The 14,419-nt window shown below is 61.9% G+C and carries 12 protein-coding genes; 4 read left to right on the top strand and 8 right to left on the bottom strand.

Annotated elements, in window-relative coordinates; all coding sequences use genetic code 11:
• Positions 1-49 precede the first annotated feature (49 nt).
• Entirely contained in the window at positions 50-1,162 is a 1,113-nt protein-coding gene (aroB, locus tag KUD11_RS10585) for a 3-dehydroquinate synthase (RefSeq protein WP_109384730.1), read from the bottom strand.
• Positions 1,159-1,677, bottom strand: coding sequence for a shikimate kinase (locus tag KUD11_RS10580; RefSeq protein WP_109384731.1), 519 nt, complete (start codon positions 1,675-1,677; stop codon positions 1,159-1,161). Before KUD11_RS10580 ends, aroB begins: the two co-directional genes overlap by 4 nt.
• Before the next feature lie 153 nt (positions 1,678-1,830).
• Between KUD11_RS10580 and KUD11_RS10575 the strand changes: the two genes are divergently transcribed.
• The 4 genes from KUD11_RS10575 to KUD11_RS10560 all read left to right on the top strand — a co-directional run bounded on the left by KUD11_RS10575 (position 1,831) and on the right by KUD11_RS10560 (position 5,864).
• On the top strand, positions 1,831-1,980 hold the full coding sequence (locus tag KUD11_RS10575; protein ID WP_181375266.1) for a hypothetical protein: 150 nt from the start codon (positions 1,831-1,833) through the stop codon (positions 1,978-1,980).
• Complete coding sequence (locus tag KUD11_RS10570) at positions 1,967-3,499, top strand: hypothetical protein (protein WP_224380202.1); 1,533 nt, start codon at positions 1,967-1,969, stop codon at positions 3,497-3,499. Before KUD11_RS10575 ends, KUD11_RS10570 begins: the two co-directional genes overlap by 14 nt.
• Positions 3,496-4,440, top strand: a complete 945-nt coding sequence (locus KUD11_RS10565; protein WP_109384732.1) for a tyrosine recombinase — start codon at positions 3,496-3,498, stop codon at positions 4,438-4,440. The genes KUD11_RS10570 and KUD11_RS10565 overlap by 4 nt, the downstream gene beginning before the upstream one ends.
• Before the next feature lie 116 nt (positions 4,441-4,556).
• Positions 4,557-5,864, top strand: coding sequence for an HlyC/CorC family transporter (locus tag KUD11_RS10560; RefSeq protein WP_109384733.1), 1,308 nt, complete (start codon positions 4,557-4,559; stop codon positions 5,862-5,864).
• Between the two features lie 159 nt (positions 5,865-6,023).
• On the opposite strand, the gene KUD11_RS10555 is transcribed toward KUD11_RS10560, so the two are convergent.
• The 6 genes from KUD11_RS10555 to KUD11_RS10530 all read right to left on the bottom strand — a co-directional run bounded on the left by KUD11_RS10555 (position 6,024) and on the right by KUD11_RS10530 (position 14,405).
• Entirely contained in the window at positions 6,024-6,548 is a 525-nt protein-coding gene (locus KUD11_RS10555) for a glyoxalase superfamily protein (RefSeq protein ID WP_109387953.1), read from the bottom strand.
• Between the two features lie 422 nt (positions 6,549-6,970).
• A complete protein-coding gene (locus KUD11_RS10550; RefSeq protein ID WP_109384734.1) occupies positions 6,971-9,391 on the bottom strand; it encodes a GcvT family protein in 2,421 nt (806 codons plus the stop codon).
• 219 nt (positions 9,392-9,610) lie between these two features.
• On the bottom strand, positions 9,611-10,906 hold the full coding sequence (locus KUD11_RS10545; protein ID WP_224380201.1) for a DUF2254 domain-containing protein: 1,296 nt from the start codon (positions 10,904-10,906) through the stop codon (positions 9,611-9,613).
• Between the two features lie 96 nt (positions 10,907-11,002).
• Positions 11,003-12,373, bottom strand: a complete 1,371-nt coding sequence (locus KUD11_RS10540) for a cytochrome P450 (protein WP_109384735.1) — start codon at positions 12,371-12,373, stop codon at positions 11,003-11,005.
• Complete coding sequence (locus tag KUD11_RS10535) at positions 12,370-13,599, bottom strand: hypothetical protein (protein ID WP_109384736.1); 1,230 nt, start codon at positions 13,597-13,599, stop codon at positions 12,370-12,372. The genes KUD11_RS10540 and KUD11_RS10535 overlap by 4 nt, the downstream gene beginning before the upstream one ends.
• A gap of 53 nt (positions 13,600-13,652) precedes the next feature.
• Positions 13,653-14,405 (bottom strand): cytochrome c biogenesis CcdA family protein, encoded by a 753-nt coding sequence (locus tag KUD11_RS10530; RefSeq protein WP_109384737.1) that lies wholly within the window; start codon positions 14,403-14,405, stop codon positions 13,653-13,655.
• Positions 14,406-14,419: the final 14 nt, after the last annotated feature.

Here is a 14,419-nt window from a genome sequence, read left to right as displayed (position 1 = left end):
GTGCCAGAAAGGTATCCGAGCTGCTTTAAGTGCAGCAGGCGGGCGCGTGTCACCGCAGGCTAAGCGCGTCCTGCAAAACGCCGAGTACCGCATCGCGCGGCACGTCCGATGTGACGAATGCCGCACCAATATCGCGGGCGAGGATGAAACGAAGCTGACCGTCGACAACCTTTTTATCCTGCGCCATCAACGCAAGCAGTCCCTTTGCATCGGGCAGATCTCCGGCAATATCAGTCAGATCCACTTTCATCCCCATCTCGCGCAAATGCGCGCGCACCCGGCTCGGCGCCTCTTGGCTGCAAAGCCCGAGCCGCGCCGACAGCTCAAACGCCATGGCGCATCCGATGGCCACGCCTTCGCCGTGCAAAAGCCGGTTGGAATAGCCCGTCGCCGCCTCAAGCGCGTGGCAGAACGTATGGCCGAGGTTTAGCAAGGCGCGGTCGCCCTGCTCTGTCTCGTCGCGGACAACGATCTCGGATTTCATCTCGACCGAGCGGCGCACGGCGGCAATGCGCGCGGCCATATCCCCGGCGGCGGCGCGCGGCCCCTCCACCTCAAGCCAGTCGAAAAACGCCGCATCCCCAAGAAGCCCGTATTTCACCACCTCGCCGTAACCCGCAAGATAATCGCGCGGGCGTAGCGTGCCGAGCACGTCGGTGTCAGCCAGAACAAGGCTGGGTTGGTGAAACGCGCCGATGAGGTTCTTGCCTTGGCGCGCATTGATGCCCGTCTTGCCGCCCACGGAGCTGTCGACCTGCGCCAAAAGGGAGGTCGGCACCTGAACGAAGCGCACGCCACGCCGCAGGATGGCCGCCGCAAACCCCACCAGATCACCAATCACACCGCCGCCAAAGGCCACGACCACATCACCGCGCTCAACGCGTTGATCCAAGAGCCACGACACAGTTCTCTCAAGCTGCGGCCAGCTCTTCGTGCTCTCACCGGGCGGCAGGGCGAGCGCCTCCATGCTGATCCCGGCCGCAGCAAGCCCTGCGCGCAATGTCTCCAGGTGGAGTGCCCCCACCGTCTCATCGGTCACCACGGCCACGCGCGGGCGGCGCAACAGGGGCGAGATCATCTCGCCCGAGCGGCCCAGCAATCCGGGGCCCACATGCACGTCATAAGCGCGATCCCCAAGCGGGACATGGACAATATCGCTCATGTTGCGGCCTCCAGAACGTCGGGTCGGCGACCCAAAGCCTCAAGCACTTTCTCAGCCATCATGTCGATAGAATATTCCGCCCGGCTCACCACTTCCAGATCTGCTTCGGCATAGACCGGCACGCGGGCCTCATAGAGCGCCTTGAGTGTTCCGCGAGGATCAGGCGTGCGCAAAAGTGGGCGGGTATCTTTGTGTTTCACCCGGCTCCACAGGAGCGGCAGATCGGCATTGAGCCACACCGACACGCCTTTCTTGGAGATCAGTGCCCGATTACGCGCCACGAGAAACGCACCACCGCCGGTGGACAATACCCCGCACCCCGCCTCCAGCAGACGGTCGATCACCTCGGTCTCGCGCTCCCGGAAAAACGCCTCACCGTCGCGGGCAAAAATCTCGGCGACGCTCATGGCGGCGGCGGCCTCAATCTCGGCATCCGAATCTCGAAATGGCACCCCCAAAGAGCAGGCCAATGCCCGCCCAACGGCAGTTTTCCCAGAGCCCATCATCCCCACCATCACAACGGTTTTCTTCAGTTTACCAGCCGCTCCTGCACTCACCCTTCGGCACTCCCCCGCCCAAAACTCTCTGCTTGCGCATGAATGACGTGATCTTACCCAAAAGGCCAGTTACATTGGTCGAAAATCAGCAGTAATTGAGGCAGGTCAAACGTGTTTAAACTTCTCAAGTGGTTGTTCTATTTGGGTGTACTGGCGTTTGTCGCGCTGGTTGGTTACGCCTATGTCGGCCCGTTCTTTGGGGCCGATTTCTCGCCTATTGCGACTGAAACAAGGCAGGATATCATCCTTGAGAAGAACTGAAGCCGCACTCGTGATAGCGCTTGGCGCGGTTTTTTGCACGGCTGCAACCGCCCAGACACCGCTCTCGGCCATCGACTGGCTGGATGAGGCGCCAACGGTGGCAGCACCACGTGTGACCGCAGACCCCGAGGCCCCGAATGCGACAGGCGTATCCGTGCCCGAGGTGACGGTGATGGCGCTGGGGGATGCCGATCATGAGGCGGTCGGGCTTTTGCCACCTTCGGTGACCGGCCTGCCCGCAACGCTCTGGGCCGCGAGCGATGCGGACGCGATCCTGTCGCTTTGGCTGCGCGCAGCAGATGACCCGCTTCCGGCGGTTCAGGCGCTTTACTACACGCTTCTCTTGGCCGAGGCAGAGCCGCCGGGCGGCGCGGAAGGGGCGTTTCTCAAGGCGCGCGTGGCGGCTCTCATGCGGCTGGGTGCGGTGGAGCCTGCACAGGCGCTTTTGACGCGCGCAGGCCCCGACACGCCCGAGCTTTTTACGCAATGGTTCGATCTGTCGCTCCTGCGTGGGGATGAGGCCGCGGCCTGCACCCGCCTGATGGCGCGCCGCGCGCTTCACCCGGATCAAGCCGCTCAAATCTATTGCGCCACGCTCACAGGGGATTGGCCGACCGCAGCGCTCATCTATGACACCGGCGCGGCCCTCGGCATCTTTAGCAGCACCGAAAGCTACCTTTTGGAGCGGTTTCTCGACCCCGAACTGGCCGAGGAGAGCGTGGAGCTTCCCCCCGTCCAAGACCCCTCGCCGCTGATTTTTCAGCTTTACGAGGCCATTGGAACGCCCCTGCCCACGCGGGGGTTGCCGCTATCTTTTGCGGTGGCCGATCTGCGTGGCAATGCCGGCTGGAAAGCCGAGCTGGAGGCCGCCGAGCGATTGGTGCGCACAGGCGCGCTCTCCGAGAACCGGCTCTTGGGGCTTTATACCGACCGCGATCCGGCAGCGTCGGGTGGCGTCTGGGACCGGGTTGAGGCAGTGCAGGAGTTTGACCGCGCCCTCACCCGCCAGGACGCGGACGCCATCGCCCGCACCCTACCGCCCGTCTGGCGGATGATGTCGGACGCGCATTTGGAGATAAGCTTCGCGCGCCTCTTTGCAGAAGGGCTGGTGCGCGCCGCGCCGCGTCTGGACCCAGCAACACAGGCTCTCGCGTTTCGCATTACCCTTCTGGGCGAGGATTACGAGGCAGCCGCCAAGTCCCCCAGTCCCCGGCGCGCCGCACGGTTTCTGGCCAGCGTGGCGATGGGCGCGCCCGATCCGGTCCTCGCCACCTCCCCCGAGGAGCGGATGATCACCCGCGTTTTCACCGCCGCGCCCTCCCCCAGCGCTGAACACGCGCGCCTTTTGTCGGATGGCAAGCTGGGCGAGGCCATTCTCGCAGCCGCCATTCAACTGGACGGTGCCGGCGGCGACCTCACACAGACCGCCGAGGCGCTCTCCACCCTGCGCGCGGTGGGGCTGGAGGATACCGCCCGGCGTGCCGCGCTCCAGCTGCTCATTCTGGACCAGCGCGGATGAGCGCGGGCTGGATCCCCCTCTTTCTGGAGGCGCAGGCCGCAGAGCAGGGCGCCGCCGAGAACACGCTGGCCGCCTATGCCCGCGACCTGGCGGATTTCGCAGGCTGGCTGGGGGCCAAATCGCTTGATCCGGCACGCGCACAGCAGGCCGATATCGAGCATTACCTCGTGGATCTTGAGGCGCAGGGCCTTGCCAAAGCCACCCGCGCCCGGCGGCTCTCGGCGATCAAACAGCTCTACCGCTTTGCCTTTGAGGATCGCCTGCGCGAGGATAACCCGGCCATGCGCATCAAGGGACCGGGCCGTGACAAACGCCTGCCCAAGACTCTGAGCGAGGAAGAGGTGGACCTGCTTCTCGACGCCGCGCGCCATGTGGGCCGCAGCCCGGCGGACCGTGCGCGAAACACATGCTTGATGGAACTTCTTTACGCCACCGGCATGCGCGTGACCGAGCTTGTCTCGCTGCCCGCCTCCGCGGCGCGGGGCGATCCCAACATGCTGATGATCAAGGGCAAGGGGGGCAAGGAACGGATGGTCCCCCTTTCGCCGCCCGCGCGCGTGGCCCTTGCAGACTGGCTCGACCTGCGCGACGCGGCACAGGACGCAGCACGGATGCAGGGCAAACCGCCCTCGCCCTATCTTTTCCCGTCGGGCGGCGCTCTGGGCCACCTTACCCGCCACAGGTTCTATGCGCTGATCAAGGAGCTGAGCGTTGCGGGCGGTGTGCCCCCGTCCAAGGTCACGCCGCATACCTTGCGCCACGCCTTTGCCACGCATCTTCTGGCCAATGGTGCAGACCTCATGGCGATCCAGAGCCTTCTGGGCCACGCCGATGTTGCCACAACCGAGATCTATACCCATGTGCTGGAGGCCCGGCTGCAACAGCTGGTCCTCGACCATCACCCGTTGTCGGACAAATCATCCGGGGAAAGTTCAGGGTAAAGAGCGTATATTTCGCCCGCGCGCCGCAAATGCCGCAGCCCTGCCCCCGCTCGCGACTTGAATGCGCGCGCGAGAGCCCCCATAACCTGCCCTGAACACTAAGGATATCAGGACACATGGACCTCAGCACGCTCAACTTCGACGCGGCCTTCTGGATCACCTCGGCAGCGATCATGGGGCTTTTGGTCATGTCGGGGCTTTTCTCGGGCAGCGAAACCGCCCTGACGGCGGCCTCGCGCGGCAAACTGCGCTCGCGTGCGGATAAGGGCGACAAGGGGGCGGCCCGCGCGCTGGCGATTACCGAAGATAACGAGCGGCTCATCGGCTCGGTCCTTCTGGGCAACAACCTCGTCAATATCCTCGCCACCTCGCTTGCCACGGCCATGTTCACGCGGCTTCTGGGCGAGGGCGGCGTTGCGATGGCCACGCTGGTGATGACGCTTCTGGTGCTTGTCTTTGCCGAGGTGCTGCCGAAAACCTACGCGATCAGCAACGCCGAAGCCGCCGCCAGCAAGGCAGCGCCGCTGATCACGATCATCATCCGCCTTTTCTCGCCCATCGTCTCGGCGGTGCGCTATTTCGTGCGCGGTGTGCTGAGCATGGTGGGCGTCAAGATCGACCCCGACAGCCATATCCTCGCGGTGCGTGAGGAGATCGCGGGCGCGCTCTATCTTGGCCATTCCGAAGGCATCGTGGAGAAAGAAGACCGCGACCGTATCTTGGGCGCGCTTGATCTGGGCGACCGCGCGATCGAAGAGATCATGCGACACCGCAGCCAGATCGAGATGATCGACGCGGATATCGACCCCGAGGCGATCCTTGAGCAATGTCTGCAATCCAGTCATACGCGCCTGCCTGTTTTCAAGGGAGATCAAGACAACATCATCGGTATCGTGCATGCCAAAGACCTTTTGCGCGCCATGCACAAGCTGGTCGTAGGCCCCGGTGCCGCGGCACGTAAGCTCAAGGATTTCGACATCACCTCGGTGGTGATGAAGCCCTATTTCGTGCCCGAGACCACATCACTGGATGAGCAAATGCGCCAGTTCCTGCGCCGACGCACGCATTTCGCACTGGTGGTGGATGAGTATGGCTCGCTTCAGGGGCTTCTCACGTTGGAGGATATCCTTGAGGAGATCGTGGGCGAGATCACCGATGAGTTCGATCCAGACGCAGAGCATCCGATCCGCCGCACCGAGGATGGTCAATTTCTGGTCGATGGGGCCATGACGCTGCGCGATCTCAACCGTGCCACCGATTGGGCCCTGCCCGATGACGAGGCCAATACCGTCGCGGGCCTTGTGATCTATGAGGCGCAGATGATCCCCCGCGTGAGCCAGGTGTTCAACTTCCACGGCTTCCGCTTCGAGGTGGTCGCCCGCAGCGGCAACCGCATCACAAGGTTGAAGATCAGCAAGCTTTGAGGGGGGAAGGTCCGCTGCGCCGGACAGAGCAGGGCTTGTGCGGCGGCACCAGTTTCGGTTGCGGTGAAGCCGTTCAACAAACGGTCGTTTTTGGAACGGCTCGGCTAGAGTGGGCAGACCAACGGTAGCTGGCCTGCCCCAGCTCTTTGCTCAGGACACTTATTCGCAAAACCGAATTCTGTTGCCAAATGGATCATGCACTTGGATTTGCAGGCCCCACGGCAATTCTTCCAAATCAGGACGCCCGAAGGAATACTGCTTATCCGAAAGCTCCTTATGGAACATTCGTATTTCTTGCGTTGGCAAAAATACGTTCGATCCGGGGCTTGCGTCGCCATGATGCTCTGTAAGATGTAAAAGCGCACCGGCACGCTCGACGCCCATGTAGAGCGGCAGTTGCTTTTCGTGACGATGCTCAAATGCGACTTCGAAGCCAAGAAACCCGCAGTAGAACTCTCTTGCTTTGGCCTCATCAAAAATACGGATGATAGGGCTAATCTTACCGAAGCTGATCGCGTTAGAAACCGCACCGTCCAGTTTGGCCGATGCCGTGTTCCAATCTGAATATCCCAACGTGTTTGCAACAAGCTCCAAAGCTTCTGAGTGGGAAATATCTTTGTCGCCTTTGGCCAAGGCTGACCGAAGTTTGCGGGCCATAGATTTGGCCTGATCTACACTGTTCATGATGATCTCCATGCCAGCAAATTGTTCACGGCGCCCGCTTTACCGACCAAATGCTGGACGGAGTGTTTGAATTAAATATCAAAGCATTTTCACCTTACCCAACAGGGCGCGAGCGGCTGGCAACACAAACCGAGGCAAGAAGGCCATATTCAGTAAAGTTGGTCAAGACCTGCTCCGTGTGCCTTCCAAAAACCCTCCTTTTTGGCACATACTCATAACACCCCGATTGACGCTGCCACGAACCCCGTTCAAAACCCAACCAGTTGTTGAACGTTTTTTGCCTCTACGATGTTGATAGCCATTCGTCCATCATACACAATCGGCCTAATGGGCCAAAGCCGTCGCCCCACACCCCCAACGCTTCAAAAACAAAACGGCCCAGAACCGCCTCCGGGGCCTTTTGCATCGTCAGGTCTACGCCCCTACCCCCGCAAAATCGCACCTTTCGCATCAAACGGCGGCTCTTCCAGAATAATCGCCTTGTGCGGCCTGCCCAGCACCATCACCTCAACCGCGTCGCCCGGCACGGCCCCTTTGACATAGCCCAGCGCGAGGCTCATCCCCACGCTGTAGCCATAGGCGCCGGAGGTCACACGTCCGATGCCGCGACCGTCCTTGAAGATCGGCTCACCGCCCGTGGCGTCGGCGTTTGACGCGTCTGTGGCGGCGCCCTCCAGATGTAGCAAAACAAGCGCCTCGCGCGGGGTATTCTCCATCACCGCAGCCGCAGCAGGTTTGTGCAGGAAGTCCTTGTCCATCTTGCAAAGCCCCGCCAGCCCGACCTCTTGGGGCCAGTATTCCGGGCTATATTCGCGCGACCATGACCCATAGCCCTTCTCCACCCGCAAGCTCATCAGCGCCCGGCTACCCACAGGCCCCGCGCCGTAAGGTTTGCCCGCCTCAATGAGCGCCTCCCAAAGGCGCAGTTGATCGGCCTCCGCGCAATGAAGCTCCCAGCCCAAGTCACCCGTAAAGCTGACCCGGAGGGCGAGGCACTCAACACCCCCAAGCTCAATCCGCTGAGAGCGCATGAAGGGCCAATCGACGGTCTCAAGCGAGGCGTTGGTCATGCGGGCCAGCATTTCGCGCGATTTTGGCCCAGCGACGTTAAAGCCGCACATCGCGTCTGTATGGCTCTCGAAAACCGTGCCCTCGGGGCGCGGCACCATGTCGAAGAACCGCTTGTGATAACGCTCCGCCATGCCCGACCCGATGATCCAAAACTCATCATCCGCCGTCCGGGTCACGGTGAAATCGCCCGCAATCCCGCCGCGCACAGAAATCAGCGGCGTAAGGCAGGACCGCCCCACGGATTTCGGCATCCGGTTGGCGAAAACCGCGTTCAGCCATGCCTCGGCCCCTGCCCCCACACAGCGGTATTTCGCGAAATTGGAGATGTCGATAATGCCCGCCGCCGCGCGCAGCATCTTGCATTCCGCGCCCACCGGACCCCACCAGTTCTGGCGGGTAAACCCGTTGGTATCGACTGTGCCCGGCGCGTCCGAATACCACAAAGGATGCTCCCAGCCATAGTTGAGGCCCATCACCGCGCCCATCGCTTTCTGAACCTCGTAGGCCGGGCGCACACGGGCCGGGCGGCCCGCGGCACGCTCCTCATTGGGGAAGTGGATGGCGAAGCGATGCGCATATTGATCGCCAACCTTTGCCTTGGTGAACGCCTTGTCGGCCCAATCGCCAAAGCGCGCCATGTCCCACGCGAACATGTCATAGCGCATCTCGCCCTCGACGATCCAATCGGCGACCATAAGGCCCATACCCGCCGATTGGCTGAAGCCCGGAATGATCCCGTTGCAGCAGAAATAGCCCTTAAACTCGGGCACCGGGCCAAGGATCACGTTGCTGTCGGGCGACCAGATCATCGGCCCGTTGATCACGCGTTTGATCCCCGCCTCGCCGACCGCCGGCACGCGGTCAATGGCGCGCATCATGTTCTCTTCGATGCGGTCCAGATCATCGGCAAAGAGGTCATGCGCGAAATCGAGCGGCGTGCCCTCCTCGGCCCAGAACCGCATGTCGCGCTCATACGCGCCAATCAGAAGGCCCTTGCCTTCCTGGCGCAGGTAATATTCACCGTCGCGGTCCGCCACGGACGGCAGGCGACGGTCCATGCCCTCAATCTCGGCAATCGCCTCGGTCACGAAATACTGGTGCTCGGTCGGTTGCAGCGGCAGTTCGATCCCCGCCAAAGCCGCAACTTCACGGCCCCAGAGGCCTGCGGCGTTGATCACCCATGGCGTGGCGACATTGCCCTTGGGCGTCTCGACGATCCATGTGCCATCCGGTTGCGACGTGGTGGCTGTGACGGGCGTAAACCGGTGGATCTCCGCGCCGTTCTGGCGTGCGCCCGCCGCATAGGCGTTAGTCACGCCCGACGGGTCCACATTGCCGCCATCAGGCTCCCACATGATGCAGCGGATGCCGTCAAAATTGACCAACGGATGCAATTCCTCGGCCCGCGCGCGGTCAATCTCGTGGAAATTCATGCCGTAAAGCTTGGCCTTGGCCGCTTGTAGGCGCAATTGATGCTCACGCGCCTCGGTCTGCGCCAGATAAAGCGATCCCGGCTGGAACACACCGCAGCTTTGGCCCGTCTCGGCCTCAAGGCTGTTATAGAGGTTCATTGTGTAATGCTGAATACGGCTGATATTGGCACTATCATGCAGCCCGTGGATATTGGCCGCCGCGTGCCATGTGGAACCGGAGGTAAGTTCGTCACGTTCCAACAGAATCACATCCGTCCAACCCATTTTGGTCAGGTGATAGAGGATCGAGCATCCGATAACGCCGCCACCTATGACAACGGCCTGTGCATGGGTCTTCATGGAGATTCCCTATGGATTAAATCCCCCCCAACCTGCCGCCCGGCCCGGCCCCGCGATTGCCGAAAGGCGACAATCTGCGTCGCTGTGATGACATGAGGCCACCAGCCGCTAAAGCGGCTCAAATTACACTTGAGGCACGAGGATAATTTGAAACGCGCGCTGACCTTATATGTTGCGAGAGTTTCGAGAAAAGCAGTACCTCAGGTTTTTCGAAACGCTTTAATCGACTGCCGCCCGCACATCGGGGTGCGCGGCCTCAAGGAGGCGCGTGCGATCACCCGGAAAATCAATCGCCGCCAACGCGCGGCGCAACGCGCTACATGCCGCATCACACGCCGCACGGCTCAGGCCCGCGTCCGGGTGCTGCATCAGCCCGGCCAGCGTGCGCTGAAGCTGGTGCTGCACCTCAAACGTGCTTGCGCCATCGCGCATCGCAGTGCCGAACCCATCGTCCAAAAGCGCGTCCGCATCCAAGGGCGGAACCCAAAGACGGGTGAACTGGGCCTCCCCATCGCCCTTGGTCTCGTCGCGGTAGCTCGACAAGATACGCCCCACACGGGTGATGACATCGATCGCCGTGCCGGGATCATTCACCCCGGGCGACAGGGCCTTTGCGCCAATCTCCCCCATCACCGTCAGGCCAAAGCGCGGATCTTGATCATAGCTGCGCAAATCACCCTGGTTGATGTGATCACGTACGAGGGTCTCAAAATCATCCTCGCCCGTTGCGCCCTCGTCCAGATCCCCCACGACCCAGAGCAACGGCTCATTGAGAAACACGAACTGCCCCACGGGCTGGCTAAGAAAAAGCTCCACGTCAAAGCGTTTGGCCGTGGCCTGAAGCGCCTCTGGGTAGAGGTGTCGTATATACCCGCTTTCATCGGCCCGAATGCAAACCGCGCCTTCAGGCACCTCGCCGACAAGCGGATTGGCCCCGAGACATGGCGTGTCCAGACGGTCCTCAAATTGGCGCTTGGTGATCACCTCGACCTGTCGTGTGGTGTCCAGAAGGCTGCCGAAGGTCTGCAAATGCAGCGCCCACCGCACGAGTGACCAGACGACGAAGCCAAGCACCAGAACCGTCACCCAAAAGAGTACAAGCGCATGATCATCCACAAAGACGCCCAACTCGCGCAGGATGATGGCCACAAGCGCGTAAAGATAGGTGCCGATGAAGGCCGCCAGCGTCTTTTGCGTGATCCGGTCCTGCATGATCAATTGGTGCACACGCGGCGTCCATTGCGACGACGAGCTTTGATAGACCGACACCATCACCGTCATCGAAAAGATCGTTACCGCAAGCATCGCATTTGCGATCAGATCCAGCAGCCTGTCCGCCGAGGAGCCAGGCATCTGTGCGGCCATCTCATCGGGCACGAAAATCTGGATCAGTTGCGTCAGCCCAAGCGAGATCAGCGACAAAAGCCCCATGAAGACAACACGCACCCATAACTCACGGCTCAGCGCGCGGGCTTTGCGCCACAGGGTGGCCGGATGAAAACGGATGACTTGCACCGGGACCAACGCCGCCCCTACCCCAAAGGTTCCCCCAAGATCACGAGTTAAGATCGCCGCAATACCGACGCCTACAATTTCACCAATATGATAAGGCTAACCGCCCTCCCGCGCCGTCACCTTGAGCCAGATCCCGTCCTTGCCACGCACCGTGAGGTGGGCCACAGGCATGGCGGGGCGTTCGGGAACAATCTCAAAGCGGTAGGCGCGCACCAGCATCGCGAGAAGCAACACACCCTCAATCATTGCAAAGCCCGCCCCGGTGCAGACCCGCTGCCCGGCGGAAAACGGCATATAGGCCGACCGCAGGCCCGCCCGTCCATTCTCGGTCGCAAACCGGGCCGGATCAAACGCATCGGGGGCGTCCCATATCCGCTCATGCCGATGCTGATGCCACGGGCTGAGCACGATCTGCGCGCCTTTTGGCACATCGCGGTCGCGGAAGCGTTCCGGCTGCGCCGTCTCTCGCACCATCATCGGCACGGGCGGATAAAGCCTGAGCGTCTCGCGGAACACATCGCGCACGGTCGCAAGCTTGGACATATCTTTGAAGTCGGGCCCCTCGGAGCCAAACCCTTGCGCCTCCGCTGCGACCTTGTCCTGCCACTCAGGGTACAGCGCTAAGAGATAGAGCGCCCACGCCAGCGCCGACGCGCTCGTCTCATGCCCCGCGAGGAAAAAGATCGCCACCTGATCGACCATCTCCTCGGTCTCGAACACCTTACCGTCCACCGGGTCAGGCGTGGTCATGATCTTGGTCGCCAGATCATCGGGCGCAGTCCCGGTCTTGATCTCGGCCATCCGCTCGGAGGTCAGTTGCCTGATCAAGCCGCGGATCACCGCCGCCGTTTGCTTGGTGCGTTTGCGGTACGGGCGCGGCATCCAGCGCGGGAACGGAATGAGCGCCGCGATGTTCACCACCGGCTGGGTGCGCTGATGCTCGCGAAACTCCTCAAAAACGCGGCCCGCGATCTCGTTCTCGATAGGGATCGAAAAGAGCGTCCGAAAAATTACATCCGCCGCCACATGGCTCGTCTCGGACTCAATCTCGCGGGGGCTGCCATCGGCCAAATGCGCCATGCGCGCCACCGCCCCCTGCCCCGCGGCGCGCATCGCCGGGAACACATCGCGCAGCCGCCCCCCCTCAAAGGCCGGATCAATGATGCGCCGCTGCCGCTTCCACTCCTCGCCATTGGTCACAAAAACCGAATTGCCCAAAAGCGGCGTCAGCCCCTCGCGCACCCTGTCGGATTTGGGGAAATCATCAGGGCGTTCCTTGAGGACCAGATCGACCAGCGCGGGCTGATTACAGAGATACGAGCGGAAAAACGGCGTGCGAAACTCGGCCATCCATGCGCGGTAGAGCCGCGCGGGCTGTGCCGAAAGAATATCCGCCTTGAAAAGCTTGAGATAACGCCGAAGCGAGACACGGCCTTCCCGGCTTGGCGGCTTGGGGGGCAGAATCATGACGCCATGCTCCGAAAGCGGTTCACGGGTTTTTCCAGACGGCTCTTGGAGGGCGCGCGGACTTGGAACCGCTCGCCAAGCGTTTTTGGCCCCGCCGTGATGCGGAAATAATCGTAATCGCCGGGCCGGTCAAAGGCGCAGAGATACTGAAAATGCAGCCGAAAAAACCGCCAGCGCAGCGCGCGCCACCGCGCGGGGCTGAGGGTTTGGGTGAACGCCGCCGAGATCACCAAGGGCCACCGCTTGTCCGCTGGTGCGACACCCGTGACCGCCACGGGATCGCAGAGCGCGAAGGCGCAGCCATCGCCGGGGGCCGTGACATCGACCCATGTGATCTCCTCGCGTGCGCTCAGATAGGCCAGATCGGTCCGAAGCCGCACCGCGCGTGGCAGGAACGAGACCATCGGGACGACCTGCCCCAGCGACAAGAATGACAGGCGCGGTGCGGCGCCCGGCAGGCCCGCACGGATCATATCCGCGAGAATCGACACCGCCAGATGTGCACCAGAAGAGTGGCCAACGATCAAAACCTCGTCCACATCCTCGGCCAAAGCGGCGGCGATCTGCGCGCGCATCTCGTCCATGCGCGCCTCAAGCTCGGGCGGGTTCGCCCCACCGTAGCGCGCCGAATAGGCAAAATCATGCATCAGATAATAGGCGAAGAACTTGGCATCCTTGGCCTTGAACCAGCGCAAAACGCCTGCAAAAGCCACAAGCCCCAGCGCCGCACCGATCCCAAGCGCCGCCGCCTCGCCGATCATATCCGAGGCACGCGCGCAGAGCCGCAAAGCGGTGATCCCCGCAAGTACAGCGAGCGCCAGTTGCAGCAGCAAAAAAGCGACCGGGTAAAGTGCTGCGATCACCGGACCCTTGCGCAGGCGCATCAGCCGGAAGAGCGCGCCAGTGGAGATATAAGCCCATGCCGTGCGGATGAGTTGCAGGTAGGTGGCGGGGATGGAGTTCGACATGGAGCCGCGCACGATATCCGACCAGATCAGCACATCGACCTCCGAGCGCACCGATGCGCCCTCAATCTGGGCCTCCACGTGCCAGCCATAGGTGCTGCCACCCTGCCGCGCCGACAGGGCAATTTCATAGCCCGAAATCGCCGCCTGCGCGGCGCTTTCCTTGCGGTAAAGCTCGCGGTAGCGGCGCGGGTGGATCGGGTCATAGCCCGGAATATAAAAGACGCGGCGCGTCGCGACGGGTCTGTGGGGGCTGCTCATCTCTCACCTCATTGAGGCGGGATGCTAGGCCAAGTTTGGGGCAAGAGTAAGGCTTAACCGAGCAAAGCGAGGGCCGGGAAAACCTCCAAAAGCCAGAAGGCGAAGGCAGAGAACCCCCCTGTGAGCATCAAAAGACCAATGGTCCACAAAAGCAGGCCCATGACCCGCTCGATCTGGGTCATATGCCGCTTCATCCAGCCCATCACGCCCGTGAGGCGCGGCAGGAAGGCCGCGACCAAAAGGAACGGCACACCCAGACCAATGGCATAGACACCGAGAAGCGTGGTGCCGCGGGCAACCGAGCCCTCCGAGGCCGCAAGCGACAGGATCGCACCCAGCTGTGGCCCGATGCAGGGTGTCCAGCCAAACGCGAAGGCGAGCCCGAGGATATAGGCGCCAAACGCGCTGCCGCCCCGGTCGCCCGCATCCATGCGCGCCTCGCGGTTGAGAAAGCCGAGCCGGATGATGCCCAGAAAATGCAGGCCAAACCCCATGACCAAAAGGCCCGCCACGGTGTTGAAAACGGTTTGGTACTGCAAAAACACCGTGCCTATCGCGGAGGCCGCAAACCCCAGAAGCAAGAAGATTGTCGAGAGGCCCATCACGAAGAACATCGCAGGTATAATCGCCTTGTTGCGCCTCGATTGCTTCTCGGAAAGCTCCCCCACGGTGACGCCGCTCATATAGGCGAGGTAAGGCGGCACGATGGGCAATACACACGGGCTGAGGAACGAAATGACCCCCGCCAGAAGGGCCACGATCATGGCGGGCAAAAGCCCTGCGTCGATGATTTCGATTCCAAACATGCAGCCTGCTTACG

The organism is Roseovarius carneus, assembly GCF_020141465.1.
GTDB classification, from domain to species: domain Bacteria; phylum Pseudomonadota; class Alphaproteobacteria; order Rhodobacterales; family Rhodobacteraceae; genus Roseovarius; species Roseovarius carneus.
Note: the sequence above shows the minus strand (reverse complement) of the source record. Positions and strands in the feature narration are given on the sequence as shown.